16 protein-coding genes are annotated in these 15,970 nt (G+C 70.5%); 6 read left to right on the forward strand and 10 right to left on the reverse strand.

Features of this window, described 5'->3' with window-relative positions; translation table 11 throughout:
- Nucleotides 1–10: 10 nt before the first annotated feature.
- Nucleotides 11–958, reverse strand: a complete 948-nt coding sequence (locus tag MT346_RS09615) for a PrsW family intramembrane metalloprotease (protein ID WP_243562844.1) — start codon at nucleotides 956–958, stop codon at nucleotides 11–13.
- Between the two features lie 82 nt (nucleotides 959–1,040).
- On the opposite strand from MT346_RS09615, the gene MT346_RS09620 reads away from it, so the two are divergent.
- From MT346_RS09620 to MT346_RS09645, 6 genes are all read left to right on the forward strand, one after another.
- Nucleotides 1,041–1,304: a glutaredoxin family protein gene (locus tag MT346_RS09620; RefSeq protein ID WP_243562845.1), complete on the forward strand. Its 264-nt coding sequence runs from the start codon at nucleotides 1,041–1,043 to the stop codon at nucleotides 1,302–1,304.
- Between the two features lie 69 nt (nucleotides 1,305–1,373).
- Nucleotides 1,374–2,231, forward strand: coding sequence for an amidohydrolase (locus MT346_RS09625; RefSeq protein WP_243562846.1), 858 nt, complete (start codon nucleotides 1,374–1,376; stop codon nucleotides 2,229–2,231).
- 82 nt (nucleotides 2,232–2,313) lie between these two features.
- Entirely contained in the window at nucleotides 2,314–3,162 is an 849-nt protein-coding gene (locus MT346_RS09630) for a fumarylacetoacetate hydrolase family protein (RefSeq protein WP_243562847.1), read from the forward strand.
- Nucleotides 3,162–3,953 (forward strand): SDR family NAD(P)-dependent oxidoreductase, encoded by a 792-nt coding sequence (locus MT346_RS09635; RefSeq protein ID WP_243562848.1) that lies wholly within the window; start codon nucleotides 3,162–3,164, stop codon nucleotides 3,951–3,953. The genes MT346_RS09630 and MT346_RS09635 overlap by 1 nt, the downstream gene beginning before the upstream one ends.
- Before the next feature lie 82 nt (nucleotides 3,954–4,035).
- Nucleotides 4,036–4,713, forward strand: coding sequence for a FadR/GntR family transcriptional regulator (locus MT346_RS09640; RefSeq protein WP_243562849.1), 678 nt, complete (start codon nucleotides 4,036–4,038; stop codon nucleotides 4,711–4,713).
- Nucleotides 4,714–4,826: 113 nt separating this feature from the next.
- Nucleotides 4,827–5,102: a GlsB/YeaQ/YmgE family stress response membrane protein gene (locus MT346_RS09645; protein WP_243562850.1), complete on the forward strand. Its 276-nt coding sequence runs from the start codon at nucleotides 4,827–4,829 to the stop codon at nucleotides 5,100–5,102.
- 102 nt (nucleotides 5,103–5,204) lie between these two features.
- On the opposite strand, the gene MT346_RS09650 is transcribed toward MT346_RS09645, so the two are convergent.
- The 9 genes from MT346_RS09650 to MT346_RS09690 all read right to left on the reverse strand — a co-directional run bounded on the left by MT346_RS09650 (nucleotide 5,205) and on the right by MT346_RS09690 (nucleotide 15,842).
- Nucleotides 5,205–6,155 carry an aldo/keto reductase gene (locus MT346_RS09650; protein WP_243562851.1) on the reverse strand — a complete coding sequence of 317 codons (951 nt, stop codon included), beginning with the start codon at nucleotides 6,153–6,155 and terminating at the stop codon, nucleotides 5,205–5,207.
- Nucleotides 6,152–6,472, reverse strand: a complete 321-nt coding sequence (locus tag MT346_RS09655) for an L-rhamnose mutarotase (RefSeq protein ID WP_243562852.1) — start codon at nucleotides 6,470–6,472, stop codon at nucleotides 6,152–6,154. The genes MT346_RS09650 and MT346_RS09655 overlap by 4 nt, the downstream gene beginning before the upstream one ends.
- Nucleotides 6,472–7,797: an alpha-L-fucosidase gene (locus MT346_RS09660; protein ID WP_243562853.1), complete on the reverse strand. Its 1,326-nt coding sequence runs from the start codon at nucleotides 7,795–7,797 to the stop codon at nucleotides 6,472–6,474. Before MT346_RS09660 ends, MT346_RS09655 begins: the two co-directional genes overlap by 1 nt.
- Before the next feature lie 22 nt (nucleotides 7,798–7,819).
- Nucleotides 7,820–8,635: a carbohydrate ABC transporter permease gene (locus MT346_RS09665; protein WP_243562854.1), complete on the reverse strand. Its 816-nt coding sequence runs from the start codon at nucleotides 8,633–8,635 to the stop codon at nucleotides 7,820–7,822.
- A gap of 94 nt (nucleotides 8,636–8,729) precedes the next feature.
- Complete coding sequence (locus MT346_RS09670; protein WP_243562855.1) at nucleotides 8,730–9,704, reverse strand: carbohydrate ABC transporter permease; 975 nt, start codon at nucleotides 9,702–9,704, stop codon at nucleotides 8,730–8,732.
- A gap of 107 nt (nucleotides 9,705–9,811) precedes the next feature.
- A complete protein-coding gene (locus MT346_RS09675) occupies nucleotides 9,812–11,047 on the reverse strand; it encodes a sugar ABC transporter substrate-binding protein (RefSeq protein ID WP_243562856.1) in 1,236 nt (411 codons plus the stop codon).
- Between the two features lie 98 nt (nucleotides 11,048–11,145).
- A complete protein-coding gene (locus MT346_RS09680) occupies nucleotides 11,146–12,486 on the reverse strand; it encodes an enolase C-terminal domain-like protein (protein ID WP_243562857.1) in 1,341 nt (446 codons plus the stop codon).
- Nucleotides 12,487–13,016: 530 nt separating this feature from the next.
- Nucleotides 13,017–13,622 (reverse strand): TetR/AcrR family transcriptional regulator, encoded by a 606-nt coding sequence (locus MT346_RS09685; protein WP_243562858.1) that lies wholly within the window; start codon nucleotides 13,620–13,622, stop codon nucleotides 13,017–13,019.
- A gap of 57 nt (nucleotides 13,623–13,679) precedes the next feature.
- Nucleotides 13,680–15,842 carry an MDR family MFS transporter gene (locus MT346_RS09690; protein WP_243562859.1) on the reverse strand — a complete coding sequence of 721 codons (2,163 nt, stop codon included), beginning with the start codon at nucleotides 15,840–15,842 and terminating at the stop codon, nucleotides 13,680–13,682.
- Nucleotides 15,843–15,970: the final 128 nt, after the last annotated feature.

The following is a 15,970-nucleotide window of genomic DNA, read 5'->3' on the forward strand; positions in this document are numbered from 1 at the left end:
TAGGGGCGCGTCAGCGCAGCGCGTGGGGCGGCGGTGCGTCGTACCAGCCCGGCACCCGGGGCTGCGGGGACGCGGCTCGGGCCCGTCGGCGGAAGTGCACCTGCACGCCGATGAGCACCGCGACGCCGATCGCCGACACGACGGCGAGTCCGACCAGGTAGAGCGTCGTGACCAGCCCGGCGACCGAGGACGGCACGACACCGTTCTGCGCGGCGGACAGCGGGGTGCCGGTCAGGACGAACGCCAGCACGGTCGAGATCGTGGAGTTCGAGTCGTACAGCGCGTGCAGCACCGACACCGCCACGTAGGTCACCGGCACGGCCCAGGTCCAGCGGAAGCGCGGTCGGCCGTGTGCGACGCCGAACAGCACCGCCCCCAGGATCGCGGTCCACAGCACGTGTCCCACGGGCGACAGGATCGCGCGGAGCACCTCGGTCTGCAGCAGCGACGCCAGGTCGATCCCGCGCGTGGTGATCGCGGCGTTGAAGGCGTAGCCCGCCGACTCGAACGCGGCGAACCCGGCCCCCACCGTCGCACCGAGCAGCGCACCCTGCCGCGCGGTCTTCGGCTGGACGCGCCACCCGACCACGACGAGCAGCACGCCCTTCACGAGTTCCTCGGCCAGACCCACCGCCAGGTACACCAGCGCGCCCTGCCGCAGGTTCGACTCGAGCAGCGACGCCCCGAGCACGCCGAGGATCCCGCCGACGAAGAACGCCGTGACGAGCTGCATCGTGCTCACGGTGCCGGTCACCCGCTCGATGACGAAGAGCACGACCGTGAACGGCACGAGGAAGCTGCCGAGCAGGATGATCGTCGGCACGAGGTTGGTGTTGCTCGTGTACACGGTGACGACGATCGTGACGACCCACAGCGCGAACCCGACCAGCAGGGTCTTCCACCACCAGCCGTGGCGGTGGTGCGGGTGGTCCACGGGGACGTCGGCGATCGTGCTCATGCACCCAGGATGCTCGCCGGTGCGGCCGCTGTTCCGAGCCGGGACGGGAATGTCCTGGTGGTGTCCGACGTACTCTCTCAGCATGACCGACACGACGTTCGACCAGGTGACCATGTTCGGCGCTGACTGGTGCCGCGACTGCCGGCGCTCGAAGGCGCTGCTCGACGGGCTCGGGATCGACTACACGTACGTCGACGTCGAGCAGGACCTGTCGGCGGCCGAGCGTGCCGAGGCGATCAGCGGGCGCAAGAACATCCCCGTCGTGGTGCTGCCGAACGGCAAGCACTTCGTGGAGCCCTCGGACGCCGAGCTGCGTGCCGAGCTCGAGGCGTCCGGCATCGTCTGAGCCGGGCGCTGCGCGCGCTGATCGGCCCGCACCCGGGCAGACGTCGGATGGGTCCGGCATGATGGCGGCGTGATCCTCGACGCGCACCACCACCTCTGGGACCCCGCCGACCGCGACTACGCCTGGTTGGACGACTCCGTCGCGCCCATCCGCCGCCGGTTCGACGTGGACGACCTGCGAGCAGCCGTCGACGGCACCGACGTGCAGGCCACGATCGCCGTGCAGGCCGTGCACGACCCCGCCGAGACCGCGTGGTTGCTGTCGCGGCCCGCCCCCGTGGCCGGCGTCGTCGGATGGGTCGACCTGACCGCGCCGGACGTCGTCGAGCAGCTGGCGGCGCTGGTCGACCTGGAACGACCTGGTGGCCCGCGCCTGGTCGGCATCCGGCACCTGGCGCACGACGAGCCCGACCGCGACTGGCTCGCCCGCGACGACGTGATCGCCGGGGTGCGGGTCCTCGCCGCTGCCGGCATGCCGTTCGACCTGCTGGTCCGCGACCGCGAACACGCCGCAGCGGTGACCCTGGTCGACGCGGTCCCCGACGGCGTCTTCGTCCTCGACCACGCCGGCAAGCCCGACATCGCGCACGACGACACCGACGTGCGCATCGCGTGGCGTGCCCGGATGGACGACCTGGCTGCGCGTCCCAACGTGCTGTGCAAGGTCTCCGGCCTGGTGACCGAAGCGGGTGCGGACTGGCGCGACCGGCCCGTCGCCCACTACGCCCGCCAGGTGGTCGAGGCCTTCGGCCCGGACCGCTCGCTGTTCGGGTCGGACTGGCCGGTCTCGACCCTGCAGGGCGAGTACGCCGAGGTGCTCCGCACGGCGTCCGACGCACTGGCGGACCTGTCGGACGACGAACGCGACGCCGTCTTCCACCGGACGGCCGAGCGGGTCTACCTTGCCGCGGTCCCACCGCAGACATAGGATGTCTGCGCGGTCACGGCGACCGCGCAGCGGCTGAACGGTCGCATGCGCTGCGACGCAGCAGCGCGGAGAGCGAGGAACGATGCGGTTCGCACGACTCGGCCCGGCCGGTGGGGAGATCCCCGTGGCCATCGATGCCGACGGTCGGACACACGACCTCAGACCGGTCACCACCGACATCGACGGCGGTTTCCTGGCGGACGACCCGGTCGGCCGCGTGCAGCGGGCACTCGATGCCGGCGAGCTGTCCGTCCTGCCCGACGCCGACACCCTGCGCCGCGGCGCCCCCGTCGTCCGTCCCGGCAAAGTCGTCTGCATCGGCCTGAACTACCGCGACCACGCTGCCGAGACCGGCGCGGACATCCCGACCGAGCCGATCGTGTTCATGAAGGACCCGATGACGGTGATCGGCCCCGACGACCAGGTGCTGGTCCCCCGCAAGAGCACGAAGACCGACTGGGAGATCGAGCTCGCCATCGTGATCGGCTCGACCGCCCGCTACTGCGAGTCCGAGGACGAGGCCGCCACGCACATCGCCGGCTACACCATCGCGAACGACGTCTCCGAGCGGGAGTTCCAGATCGAGCGCGGCGGGCAGTGGGACAAGGGCAAGTCCTGCGAGACGTTCAACCCCCTGGGTCCGTGGCTGGTCACCGCCGACGCCATCGAACCGGCAGCGCTCGCACTGCGTCTGACCGTCAACGGCGAGGTGCGCCAGGACGGCTCCACCGCCGACATGATCTTCCGCCCCGCCGAGATCGTGCACTACCTGTCGCAGTTCATGGTCCTGTACCCGGGCGACGTCATCAGCACCGGCACTCCCGCTGGTGTCGCGCTCGGCAGTGGCGCCCCGTACCTGCAGCCCGGCGACGTCGTCGAGCTCACCGCGGACGGCCTGGGGTCCCAGCGCCAGACGATGGGTGCCGCCTGATGGCCGCCGCACCGTCCACGCCCACCACCGCGGCCACGCCCGCGGTGCCGGGTCAGTCCCACCACGGCCTGCGCGCCGTCGTCACCGGCGGCGCCTCCGGCATCGGCGCCGCGATCGCCGTCGCCCTGCGTGACCGTGGGGCGACCGTCGCCGTCCTCGACCTGCGGCCCTCGGCCGACTTACCGTCCTTCACGTGCGACGTCAGCGACGACGCCTCGGTCCGTGCGGCCGTGGCAGCAGCCGCCGACGCCCTGGGCGGGATCGACGTCCTGGTGAACAACGCCGGCATCGGCGCCCAGGGCACCGTCGAGGACAACCCGGACGACGAGTGGCGCCGGGTCTACGAGGTCAACGTGCTCGGGGCGGTCCGGCTGTCCCGCGCCTGCCTGCCGTTCCTGCGGGAGTCGGGCGCAGCCTCCATCGTGAACACCTGCTCGATCGCCGCGACCGCCGGGCTGCCCCAGCGCGCGCTGTACTCCGCCACCAAGGGCGCGATCGCCGCGTTGACGCGCGCGATGGCCGCCGACCACCTGCGCGAGGGCATCCGTGTCAACGCGGTCAACCCGGGCACCGCGGACACCCCGTGGGTCGGCCGGCTGCTCGAGTCCGCCGACGACCCCGCGGCCGAGCGCGCAGCGCTCGAGGCACGGCAGCCGCACGGCCGACTCGTCGCCCCGGAAGAGGTCGCCGAGGCCGTCGCATACCTGACGAGCCCCCTGGCCGCGTCGACCACGGGCGTCGACCTGGCCGTCGACGGGGGGATGCAGGCGCTGCGGCTCCGACCCGCCTGATGGCCGGCTGCCGCGTCCAGGAGGACCGGTGCGGATATCGTCGTCAGGTCCGGTACCAGCCGGCGCAGGAAGAGGGCATCGCATGGCTTCGCTGACCGACGACGCGATCGCGCGCATCCAGCAGATGATCGTGTCCGGCGAACTGACGCCCGGGCAGCGGCTGCCGCCGGAGAAGGAACTGAGCGAGTCGCTCGGGCTGTCGCGGAACAGCCTGCGCGAAGCGGTGAAGGCGCTCGAGCTCATCCGCGTGCTCGACGTCCGGCGCGGCGACGGCACCTACGTCACGTCGCTCGAACCCTCGGTGCTGCTCGAGGCGGTGTCCTTCGTCGTGGACATGCACCACGACCGATCGCTGGTCGACCTGCTCGAGGTGCGGCGCATCCTGGAGCCGGCGTCCGCGGTGCTGGCCACGGCGAGGGCATCGGAGCAGCAGATCGACGAGCTCGCGACGCTGATGGCGAGCGTGGACGACGCCACCGGGGTCGAGGAACTGGTCGCGCACGACCTGCTCTTCCACTCCACGATCGCGGGCATCGGGGGCAACCAGTACCTGTCCGGGCTGCTCGACGCCCTGTCGAGCAAGACCGTGCGCGTGCGGGTGTGGCGCGGGCTGACGCAGAACGGCTCGGTGCAGCGCACGCTCGACGAGCACGCGGCCATCGTCGACGCGATCCGCCGCCGCGACCCGCAGCTCGTGCAGGCCCTGGTCGTGGCGCACGTCGAGGGTGTCGAGCGGTGGCTCCGGCGGTCGCTCGACTGACGATCGGGGTACACGCGGTGTGAGCGCGGTCAGCCGCCACCGGGTTCACTCAGGGACTGGCCCGGAGCCGACACCCGTCGGCAGCAATCCGGACGCATCACCAGGAGGACACCGTGCTCGGTCTCATCGTCAGCTTGATCATCGTCGGACTGATCGCCGGTGCGCTCGCGCGCCTGATCGTCCCCGGGAAGCAGAGCATCTCGATCCTCATGACCATCGTCCTCGGCATCGTCGGGTCGTTCGTCGGCGGGTTCCTCGGGTTCCTGATCTTCCAGCACGACCCGATGGACGGCTTCTTCCAGCCGGCCGGCATCATCGGCTCGGTCATCGGCGCCATCATCGTGCTGCTGCTCTACACGCGCTTCGCCGGTCGCGGCGCGCGCAACTAGGGTTCGCCCCTCGGCGCGGATCGCGCCCGCACACGAACAACGCGCCCCGTCTCGACGGGGCGCGTTGTTCGTTGTGGGGTGCGACGCTCCCCGCGCTGGCGGTCAGCTCGCGAGCAGGCCCTCGGCGCGCAGGTCGTGCCACAGCGCCTCGGGGACCACCGCGGCGGCACGGGCGGCGTTCTCGCGCACCTGGTCCGCCGACTGCGCTCCGACCGCGACGGCACGGACGGCCGCCGCACGTCGGGGGAAGGCCAGCGCGGCCTCGGGGAGCGTGACCCCGTGCCGCGCACACACCGCGGCGAGCGCACGGGCCCGGTCCAGCAGCTCTGCCGGCGCGGGGGCGTAGTCGTACGTGGTGTCCTCGGCGGGCAGCGGACGGCTCAGCAGCCCGGAGTTGTAGACCCCGACCGCGACGACGTCCACGCCGCGCTCGGCACAGGTGGCGACGAGCCCGGCCGCGGGCTGTTCGAGCAGCGTGTACCGGCCCGCGAGCATCACCACGTCGCACAGCCCCGTGTCGACCGCTGCCGTCAGTGCGGCGACCGAGTTCGACCCGACGCCGACCGCGCGCACGACGCCCTCGTCCCGCAGTGCGGCGAGCGCCGGCAGCGCCTGGGTCAGCCCGGCGTGCAGGTCGTACACGTCGGGGTCGTGCAGGTAGGCGACGTCGACGTGGTCGAGCCCGAGCCGCCCGAGGGACTCGTCGAGCGAGCGGCGCACTCCGTCGGGGGTCGGGTCCCACCGCCGGACCAGGTCGTTCAGCACCGCGAACCCGTCGTCGTCCGTGCCGTCACCCGGTCCGGGCACCAGCCGACGTCCGACCTTCGTGGACAGCGCGTAGGCATTCCGGGGCCGGTCGGCGAGCGCCGCGCCGAGGCGCCGCTCGCTCAGCCCGAGGCCGTAGTGCGGGGCCGTGTCGAAGCCGCGCACGCCGACGTCCCACGCCGCATCGACCGTGGCGCGCGCGTCGTCGTCGGACACCTCGCGCAGCAGGTTCCCGATCCCCGCGCCGCCGAACCAGAACGGTCCGCGGTCGAACTCGACGTCGCTCATGCCTGCCCTTCGAGCGTCCACACCAGCGGCACGCCGTCGTCGTTCCCCGAGTAGTCGTCGTCGGCCTCGAGCAGCGGGTTGATCACGGCCTGCCAGTCGGCGTTCACCGGGTCGTCCGCCAACGACCGACGCATGGCACGGTGGTCCTCGACCTCGATCAGGTGGATCAGGTCCTGGCCGTCGCGCCAGATGCTCCAGTTCGCCACCCCGGCGGCACGCAGGCGTTCCACCAGGGCGTCCGGGATGGCAGCGTGTGCCTGCTCGTAGTCGTCCTCGCGCCCGGCCCGCAGGCGGGTGCGCGACAGGATCCGCTGCATCAGTCGCGCAGGAAGAGCTCGACGACGGGCAGCGCGACGTCGGGTCGCTGGATCGGCAGCGTGAGCGTCAGCGTCCCCGCGGGCTGGCCGCCGAGTCCGGTGGTCAGTGCCCGGACCGAGGGGTCGATCGAGCGGAAGAACACCTCGGACGCGTCGTTCAGCAGCTGGGCGTACTCGACGCGTCCCGCCAACCCCGCCAGGTGCACGTGCTCGAACGGCCAGGCGAACAGGTGCAGGTACAGCCGGTTGCCGTTCTGCGTGTAGACGGCGTTCGGCGGTGCCTGGAACTCCGAGGGGCCGGCGCCGTACACCGAGCGGCCGTGCTGGTGCATCCACGCCCCGAAGCCGTCGAGCGTCGCACGCGAGACCCCGTCGAACTCGCCCCGGCCGGTCGGGCCGATGTTGAGCAGCATGTTCCCGTTGTTCGACACCCCGTCGACGAGCATGCGGACCAGCAGGTCGACGCTCTTGACGTTCTGGTTGTCGCGGTCGTAGCCCCACGAGCCGTTGAGCGTCTGGCACGCCTCCCACGGCACCTGCACGCCGTCGACCTCCATGGGCTTGTCCGGCTGGTACTGCTCGGGCGTGACGATGTCGCCGGGGATGTCGAGCCGGTCGTTGACGATGATGCCGGGCTGCAGGCGCCGGGTGAGCGCCATCAGCTCCGAGGAGCCCCAGTCCTCGCGGCCCTTGCCGCCCCAGACGTCGTGGTGGTCGTCCTCGCGGTACGAGAAGTCGTAGAACAGGTAGTCGACCTGGCCGTAGTCGGTCAGCAGCTCGGTGACCTGCCCGTGCAGGTACTCGCGGTAGCGAGCCATGTCGCGGCCCTCGTTGAGCGCGGCGATCGCCTGGTCGCCGTCGTTCCGCCGCGGGTGGTGCCCGTCGATCGTGAAGTCCGGGTGGTGCCAGTCGATCAGCGAGTGGTAGAAGCCGACCTTGAGCCCCTCGGCGCGGACGGCGTCGACGAACTCACGGACGATGTCGCGGCCGAAGGGCGTGTTCGTGGACTTGTAGTCGGTGAGCGCGGAGTCCCACAGGCAGAAGCCCTCGTGGTGCTTCGTGGTGAGCACGACGTACTTCATGCCCGCCAGTCGTGCCCGACGCGCCCAGTCGGCGGCGTCGAACAGGTCCGGGTCGAAGTGGTCGAAGTACCGCTGGTAGGCGTCCTCGGTGATGTACTCGCGGTTCTTGATCCACTCGTGCCGGGCCGGCAGCGCGTACAGGCCCCAGTGGATGAACATGCCGAAGCGGTCGTGGGTGAACCAGGCGGGCAGGCCGGACGGGTCGGTCGCGGTCTGCGGCTGGGCCGGTGCGGTGATGGTCACGGTGTTCCTTTCACGGGGGCGACTACCGGCCACCGAGGCCGGAGGTGACGATGCCCTTGACGAGGTGCTTCTGCAGCAGGATCAGCAGGATGACGGTCGGCAGCATCGAGATCACCGACGCGGCCATGACGAGGTTCCACTCGCTGCCCTGCTGTCCGAAGAACTGCTGCAGACCGAGTGGGATGGTGCCGTGCGCCTCGACGTCGTTGACGACGACCAAGGGCCACAGGAACGAGTTCCAGTAGGAGATGAACGAGAAGACGGCCAGGACGGCGAGCGTCGGCCGGGCGAGCGGCAGCATCACCGAGAAGAAGGTCCGGACGGGGCCGGCGCCGTCGACCCGGGCCGCGTCGTCGAGCTCCTGCGGGATGGTGAGGAAGAACTGCCGGACCAGGAACGCGCCCAGCGCGGTGAACGCCCACGGGATGATGAGCGCCTTGAAGGTGTCGACCCACCCGAGGCCCTGCATCATCACGTACATCGGGATGACCAGGACGTCCTGCGGGATCATCAGCGTCGCCAGGAACAGGACGAACACGCCGTTCCGCCCGCGCCACCGGAGCCGCGAGAACGCGTACCCGGACAGCACCGCGACGGCGACGTTGATGGCGGTGCCGACGGCGGCGACGAACACACCGTTCAGGATGAACCGCGCGAAGGGCAGGTACGTGAACGCCTGCACGTAGTTGTCCCACTCGAGCGACCGCCCCCACAGCGTCGGCGGGGTGGTGAACACCTGGTCGGCGGGCTTCAGGCTCGTCGCCACCATGTACACCAGCGGCGAGACGAACAGCAGCGCCACAAGGCACAGCAGCACGTACCCGATCGCACGTCGCACGCGACCAGGGCGGGGCGCCGACCGCGTCCGGGCGAGCGACCTGGGGTTGACCGTCCGGTTCGCCGTGGTGGCACCGAGGCCACTCCGCACCGCTTCACTCATAGTGCACCCACCGCTTCTGCCCGAGGAACTGCACGGCCGTCACGCCGAGGATGATGACGAACAGCACCCAGGCACCGGCGGACGCCAGCCCGAGCTGCTGGTTCTGGAAGCCCGTGTTGTAGATGTACTGCACCAGGGTCTCGGTGGCGGTGCCGGGTCCGCCCTTGGTCAGGACGAAGGGCTGCACGAAGACCTGGAACGACGTGATGAGGGTCATCATCGCGGCGAAGAACACCGACGGCGAGATGAGCGGGAACTTGATCGCCCAGAACATCTGCCACGCGTTGGCCCCGTCGAGCTCGGCGGCCTCGAGCTGGTTCTCCGGCACCGAGTCGAGCGCGGCCGAGAAGATCAGCATGTTGTAGCCGAAGCCCTGCCACACGCTCATCGTGACGATGGCGAGCATCGCCCAGTGCTCGTCGGCCAGGAAGTTCGGGGCGTGCACGCCGAGGGTCGACTGCAGTGACGCGTCGATGGCACCACCGGGCTGGTACAGCATGCGCCAGACCACGACGTTGGCGACGATCGGCGTGATGGTCGGGATGAAGAACAGCACGCGGAACACGTGGCGTCCGCGGATCCGCGGGGTCAGCCACGCGGCGAGCCCGAGCGACACGACCAGGTTGAGCGGCACGTAGAGCACCACGAACAGCACGGTGTTCAGCGTGACGGTCCGGAAGACCGGGTCGCTGAAGAGCTTCGTGTAGTTCTGCAGGCCGGCGAACGATCGGTCCCCGAGCGTCGGCCAGTTCATGAAGCTCACGACGAGCGAGGCGAGGATCGGGAATGCCGTGAAGACGACGAGCCCGAGCGAGTGGGGTGCGGCGAACGCGGCGCCCCACCACGAGCGGCGCCCGACCTCGACGGCGGCGCCGTCCCGCTGCTTCGGCCCGGTGGTCCCGGCCGCGACCGCGGTCGCGACCGCGGGGACGGCCGATGCGGCCGGTGGGTCCTGGATGGTGGTCATGCGACGACCTCCTGATCGTTCGCGCGGTCCTGGGGGTGGGTGGTGTCGGACTGGAGGCGCGGGGCGGGGTCGCCCCGAGCCTCCCGTCCGTCACCGGGTCGGGTCGGTCACTGGGTGCCGAGCTGGCTGGCGATCGAGGACATGGTCTCCTTGCCCGTGGACTGCCCGTTCACCGCCTGCAGGGCGTACTGCGTGAACAGCTGGGACAGCTGGTCGCTCTGCTTGTTGCCGAGCAGCGGCGACGACTTGGCGAGCGCGGCCTTGAGCGCGTCCTCGGCTCCGGGGATCCCGGCGCTCGAGTACCACGACGCCTGGGCTGCAGTGCGACCGGGGAAGGCGCGACCCTGCTCGGCGAGCGACGTCAGGACCTTCTCGCTGGTCATCGTCTCGACGGCCTTGTACGCCTGCTCCGGGTACTTGCACTGCTTCGACACCCCGAAGCCGGACCCGGCGGCGAACGTCGAGGGACCGGAGGTGCCCGCGGGGAGCGTCGTGACGCCGAGGTCGAACTTCACCTTGGCCTTCTGGCTGATGAGCGACCACGGACCGTCGGTGTACATCGCGACCTTGCCGGCGGCGAAGTCGTTGCCGGGCGTCGAGGTGTCCGACGACGCCTGCGTGGCGTAGCCCTTCTTGACCAGGCTGCCCATCCAGTCCAGGCCGTCCGCGAACTTGGTGTTCGTGGCGTCGATCTTGCCGCCGGAGGTGATCACCCGACCACCGTTGTAGCCGTAGATCATCGACTCGAGGTTCAGGTCGCCGACGGTCGAACCGAACTCGGTGATGCCCTTCGCCTTGAGCGCCGCACCGGCCTTCTCGAAGTCGTCGACGGTCCAGCCGGGCGCGGGGTCGGCGACGCCGGCCTGCTTGAACAGGTCCTTGTTGTAGAACATCATGATGGGGCCGGTGTCGTACGGCAGACCGTAGAGCTTGCCGTCGACCTTCATGCCGTCGATCGCCGTGCTGTCGAAGGCGGACAGTTCGGTGCCCTCCTTCTTCGCCAGGTCATCGAGCGGCAGCAGCGACTCCGTGTAGTTGGCGGCACGCAGCGACTGCATGCTGACGATGCACTGCGCGCTGCCGCCGCTGAGCTGCGCGCTGAGCTTGGTGAAGTAGTTCTCGAACGGTGCGCCCTGGATCGTCAGGCTGATGCCGTCCTCGCTCTTCACGGTGTCGGCGACCTTCTGCCAGGCGGCCTTGTCCTCTTTCCCGGCGATCCACATCGACCAGGTCAGGGCGTCCTTCGACTGGCTGCCGCCGGCACTGCTGCCGGAGGAACAGCCCGTGAGCACGAGTGCTGCGGCAGCGGCTGCCGCCAGCCCCGCCATGAAACGTCGTTGCATCGGTGTCTCCACTTCGTCGTGGTGCTGGGTGAGTCGGGTGTCGTGGTGCTGGGTGGTGTGGTGCTGTGTGCCTGGTGCTGCGTGCGTCCGGGCGCCGGTCAGGCGACGCGGATGGTGTCGCGGACCGGGTCGGTGGCCGAGGCCGCCGCCCAGACCGGTCCGTCGGGGTAGGTGTAGGTGTCGAGGGAGTCGGCGAGCATCTCGGTGCCCGCGCCGGGGGCGGTCGGGGCCCAGTAGCGGCCCCCGTGCACGTCGACCGGGGTCACGAAGTGCTCGTGCAGGTGGTCGACGAACTCGATGTAGCGACCCTCGAGCTCGCCGGTCAGCGCGACCGCGTCGAACATCGACAGGTGCTGCACCGCCTCGCACAGCCCGACACCACCCGCGTGCGGGCAGACCCGGACGCCGTGCTTGGCCGCCAGCAGCAGGATCGCGATGTTCTCGTTCACGCCCGCGACCCGGGTGGCATCGATCTGCAGCACCCGCATGGCCTCGGCCTGGATGAGCTGCTTCGCGATCACCCGGTTCGCCATGTGCTCGCCCGTCGCGACCGGGATCGGGGCGATCCGGCGGGCGATCTCCGCATGACCCAGGACGTCGTCCGGGCTGGTCGGCTCTTCCACCCACGCGATGTCGAACTCCCGCAACCGGTCGATCCACGCCACGGCGGCGTCGACGTCCCAGCGCTGGTTCGCGTCGATCGCGATCTTGACGTCCGGGCCGACGACCCGGCGGGCGATGCCCAGACGTCGGACGTCCTCGTCGACGTCGCCGCCGACCTTGAGCTTGATCTGGGTGAAGCCCTCGTCCACGGCCTCGCGGCACAGACGGGCGAGCTTGTCGTCGTCGTAGCCGAGCCAGCCGGGCGTGGTCGTGTACGCCGGGTACCCCTGCTGCTCGAGCCGGGCACGGCGTTCGGCCCGCAAGGGCTCGGCACGGCGGAACAGCTCGAGTGCGTCGTCGGGGGTGATCGCGTCGGTGAGGTACCGGAAGTCGACGAGTTCGACGAGCTCCTCGGGGCTCAGGTCCGCCAGCAGTGCCCACAGCGGCTGCCCGGCACGCTTGGCCCGCAGGTCCCACAGGGCGTTCACGACGGCGCCGATCGCCATGTGCATCACGCCCTTCTCCGGGCCCAACCACCGCAGCTGCGAGTCGTGCACCATGCTCCGCCACGTGCCACCCATGTCCGCCAGCAACGCCTCGGCATCCCGGCCGACGACGTGCCCGCGCAGGGCTGCGATCGCCGCTTCCTGCACCTCGTTGCCGCGGCCGATCGTGAAGACGAAGGCGGATCCGGAGTGGCCGTCGAGGGCGTCGGTGGTGACTTCGACGTACGCGGCGGAGTAGTCGGGATCGGGGTTCATCGCGTCGGACCCGTCGTGTTCCCGCGAGGTGGGGAACCGGATGTCGCGGACCCGCAGTCCGGTGATGCGGCTCATCGTCTACTCCTGCCCGTCCGGTCGCCGTCGACCGAACGAGGACATCAAAACATCGGATGTCTGGCGCGTCAAGCACTTCTTTCATGACGAAAGCGCGGATTCCCGGAGTCATCGGTCCGATGACTGGCACGTGGCAGGTCGAAACGCTCGCGATCGGCCAGTCCGCGCGCCGGAGGCCGGTCCGCGCGTGGTCGGTCACATCGCGCGACGAGGGTCGATTCGCGCTGGTCAGGCGGAAGTCCCGACCGACCATGCGCGAATCGACCCACCGGGCGCGAGGTGGCGGGTCGGAACGCGCGTGGTCGCCGGACGGGAGGCTCGGTGCCGGACCGGTGCCGAGCCTCCCGTCCGGTGCCGGTGCCGGTCCCGGTGCCGCCCGCGCAGGGTGCCGCCGCCGAGTCTCGGCCATGCGGACATCCTGCGGCGTCCGGACGGCGCAATCTGTCCGCAGGGCGGAGACTCGGCGCAGCGGCGCCGCCGGCCGCACCACGGCGCGGCCGGGCCGCCGCGCGGCCGCGCAGCGGCCCGGCTCAGGACGCGGCGAGCGCGCCCATCTCGCGGACGACCGCGCGCACCCGCGACGCGAACGCGTCGGGCGCGTCGACTGCGTCGGCGTCCGAGCGGTGCGCGGTCTCGATGACCGCGGCCATGACCAGCGTGACCGCCGTGCTGGCGGTGGCGGCGTCGGTACGCTCGCACGCCACCCGGTGCACCGCGACCCGGGCGTCCGCCATCCACTGCAGCATGGTCGGGACCATCTCGGGCCGCTCCCGCACCAGCGCCTTCATGCCGAGGCGGTCGGTGGGCAGTTCGAGCGTGCTGGCGACCAGGTCGCACAGGTCGGCGACGAGCGGGCCATCGGCGCCGGTGAAGGCGGCGCGGGCCCGGTCGGGGACGGCGGCGGACGGCAGCCCGAGTGCGGCGTTGCCCTTGGCCGGAAAGTAGTTGAAGAACGTGCGCGGCGAGACACCCGCGTCGTCGCAGATCTCCTCGACCGTGACGCCGGCGAGCCCACGCTCGGTGACCAGCCGCATGGCCGACTCGTGGATGGCCTGGCGGGTGCGCTGCTTCTTGCGCTCGCGCAGCCCGCAGGACTCGGCGTCGGGCTCGGTGACGGTGACAGGGACGGTGCTCACGGTGTGCTCCTGGTGCGGGTCGGGGCCTCCCGCGTGGTGCGGGAGGCCCCGAGGTGCCTAGTCCGCCCGGCCGGCGCGCTGGACGGGGATCGAACCGGTGGACGGCGCGGTGGGCGAGCCCATCGTGTTGGCCGCGGCGACCGCCTGGGCCTCGAGGTCGTCCGCCGTGCCGTCGGCGTCCGCCTGCTCCTGCAGGGCCGAGCTCTTGCGGAGCGGCGGCGCCTTGAAGAACCAGCTGAGGACGAAGGCCAGCAGGATCACGCCGAGACCGACCCAGTACACCGTGACGGCCGAGGTGTTGAACCCGGTCATGAACGGCCGGGTCAGTGCCGGTGCCGCGCCGTTCAGGAACGACGTGTCACTGGTGTCGGCGCTCGAGCCGGACGACGAGCCCGTGCCCTTGTCGAGCTGCTTGACGAGCGTCGGGACGACCTGGTCGACGTAGTACTGCCGGTCGGAGGCGTTCGACCAGTCGACCACGAGCGTGCCGTTCGACACCGTCGCGTGCGCCTTGTCCGCGGCTGCGGAGAGCGCGGTGGCCTCGGCGGCCGGCGTGGCGTCGGCGACCTGCTGGTCGATGACCGTCTGGGCTGCCGCGGCGGGGACGGTGCCCGCGGCGACCTGCGCCTGCACCGCTGCGGTGACCTGCTGCGTGACGGCCTGGTCGGCTGCCTGCTTGGCCGCTGCCGTGCCGGTTGCCAGACCCGATGCGACGTTCTGCTTGATCGGCGTGACGATCGGGTTCCAGATCTGGTCCATGACGCCCTGGTTCGCCTTCGCCGTGGCGACGGTCGGGTTGAGCGCCGCGTCGAGGCCGGCGGTCAGGTTCCCCTTGTCGGCGGTGGCGCTGACGATGTTCGCCGGCATCACCGAGAACAGGATCGACAGCAGCACGGCCGTGCCGAGCGTGCCACCGATCTGGCGGAAGAACGTGGCCGACGACGTGGCCACACCCATGTCACGCGGCTGGACCGAGTTCTGCGACGCGAGCGTGATGCTCTGCATGAGCTGGCCGAGGCCGAGCCCGATGAAGAACATGCCGATCATCAGGAACCAGAGCGGCTTGTCGATCGTCATGAACGTCAGGAACACGTACCCGACGGCCGTGAACGCGGTGCCGATGACCGGGAAGATCCGGTACCGGCCCGTACGGGCGACGATCTGCCCGGACGCGATCGAGGCGATCATGAGCCCACCGATCATCGGCAGGGTCGCGAAGCCCGACTGGGTCGGGGTCAGCCCGGTCACGATCTGCAGGTACAGCGGGATGGTCAGCATGGCGCCGAACATCGCGAAGCCGACCAGGAAGCCCAGCACCGTCGCCATCGAGAACACACCCGAGCGGAACAGCTTGAGCGGGATGATCGCGTCGTCCTTCATCAGGGTCTCGACGACCAGGAAGGTGACGAGTCCCAGGGCGCCGATGACGTAGCAGGCGATCGCGCCGGCGGAGCCCCAGCCCCACGTGCGGCCCTGCTCGGCGACGAGCAGCAGCGGCACCAGCGTGGCGATGACGGCGGTCGCGCCCCACCAGTCGATGCGCGGCTTGGCCTTGGCGTCGCCGAACTTGGGCAGGTGCAGGAACGCGATGACCATGAGCAGCGCGCCCACGCCGATCGGGACGTTCACCAGGAAGACCCAGCGCCAGCCGGTGATCCACAGGATCTGGTCCGCACCGGCGAACAGGCCACCGATGAGCGGACCGATGACGCTCGAGATGCCGAACACGGCCAGGAAGTAGCCCTGGTACTTCGCGCGCTCACGAGGAGCCAGGATGTCGCCCATGATGGCCAGCGGCAGCGACATCAGCGCGCCGGCACCGATGCCCTGGAAAGCACGGAAGGCCGCGAGCATGATCATCGAGGTCGACAGGGTCGACAGCAGCGAGCCGAGGATGAACACCGCGATGCCGAAGATGTACAGCGGGCGGCGGCCGAAGACGTCGGAGAGCTTGCCGTAGATCGGCGTCGTGATGGTGCTGGCGATGAGGTACGCGGTCGTCACCCAGGCCTGCTGGTCGAGGCCGTGCAGGTCGTCGCCGATGGTGCGGATGGCCGTACCGACGATCGTCTGGTCGAGGGACGACAGGAACATGCCGGCCATCAGGCCGTAGATGACGAGCAGGATCTGGCGGTGCGACATGATCGGCTTGCCCGGCGCGGCGGCCGGTGCCTGGGGTCGCCCGCCGGACACCTGGACCGGTGCAGTGGCTGTTGACATGGAGAGTCCTTCGGAGCGGTTCGTGTGGAGTGCGGTCCGCTTCGTTGCAGACGCTGCAACTTTACACCACGAGCAGTGTTGCGGGCAACGCAATCTTGCCGTCAGCGCACGTTCGTGAGTGCCCCTTC

The organism is Curtobacterium sp. VKM Ac-2922 (assembly GCF_022815645.1).
GTDB lineage: Bacteria > Actinomycetota > Actinomycetes > Actinomycetales > Microbacteriaceae > Curtobacterium.

What these genes read in the sequence shown, in the direction of transcription:
- MT346_RS09615 (WP_243562844.1), bottom strand. Translation starts at nt 958, where the DNA reads ATGAGCACGATCGCCGACGTCCCCGTGGACCACCCGCACCACCGCCAC.
- MT346_RS09635 (WP_243562848.1), top strand. Translation starts at nt 3,162, where the DNA reads ATGGCCGCCGCACCGTCCACGCCCACCACCGCGGCCACGCCCGCGGTG.
- MT346_RS09655 (WP_243562852.1), bottom strand. Translation starts at nt 6,472, where the DNA reads ATGCAGCGGATCCTGTCGCGCACCCGCCTGCGGGCCGGGCGCGAGGAC.
- MT346_RS09620 (WP_243562845.1), top strand. Translation starts at nt 1,041, where the DNA reads ATGACCGACACGACGTTCGACCAGGTGACCATGTTCGGCGCTGACTGG.
- MT346_RS09640 (WP_243562849.1), top strand. Translation starts at nt 4,036, where the DNA reads ATGGCTTCGCTGACCGACGACGCGATCGCGCGCATCCAGCAGATGATC.
- MT346_RS09670 (WP_243562855.1), bottom strand. Translation starts at nt 9,704, where the DNA reads ATGACCACCATCCAGGACCCACCGGCCGCATCGGCCGTCCCCGCGGTC.
- MT346_RS09690 (WP_243562859.1), bottom strand. Translation starts at nt 15,842, where the DNA reads ATGTCAACAGCCACTGCACCGGTCCAGGTGTCCGGCGGGCGACCCCAG.
- MT346_RS09675 (WP_243562856.1), bottom strand. Translation starts at nt 11,047, where the DNA reads ATGCAACGACGTTTCATGGCGGGGCTGGCGGCAGCCGCTGCCGCAGCA.
- MT346_RS09630 (WP_243562847.1), top strand. Translation starts at nt 2,314, where the DNA reads ATGCGGTTCGCACGACTCGGCCCGGCCGGTGGGGAGATCCCCGTGGCC.
- MT346_RS09650 (WP_243562851.1), bottom strand. Translation starts at nt 6,155, where the DNA reads ATGAGCGACGTCGAGTTCGACCGCGGACCGTTCTGGTTCGGCGGCGCG.
- MT346_RS09680 (WP_243562857.1), bottom strand. Translation starts at nt 12,486, where the DNA reads ATGAGCCGCATCACCGGACTGCGGGTCCGCGACATCCGGTTCCCCACC.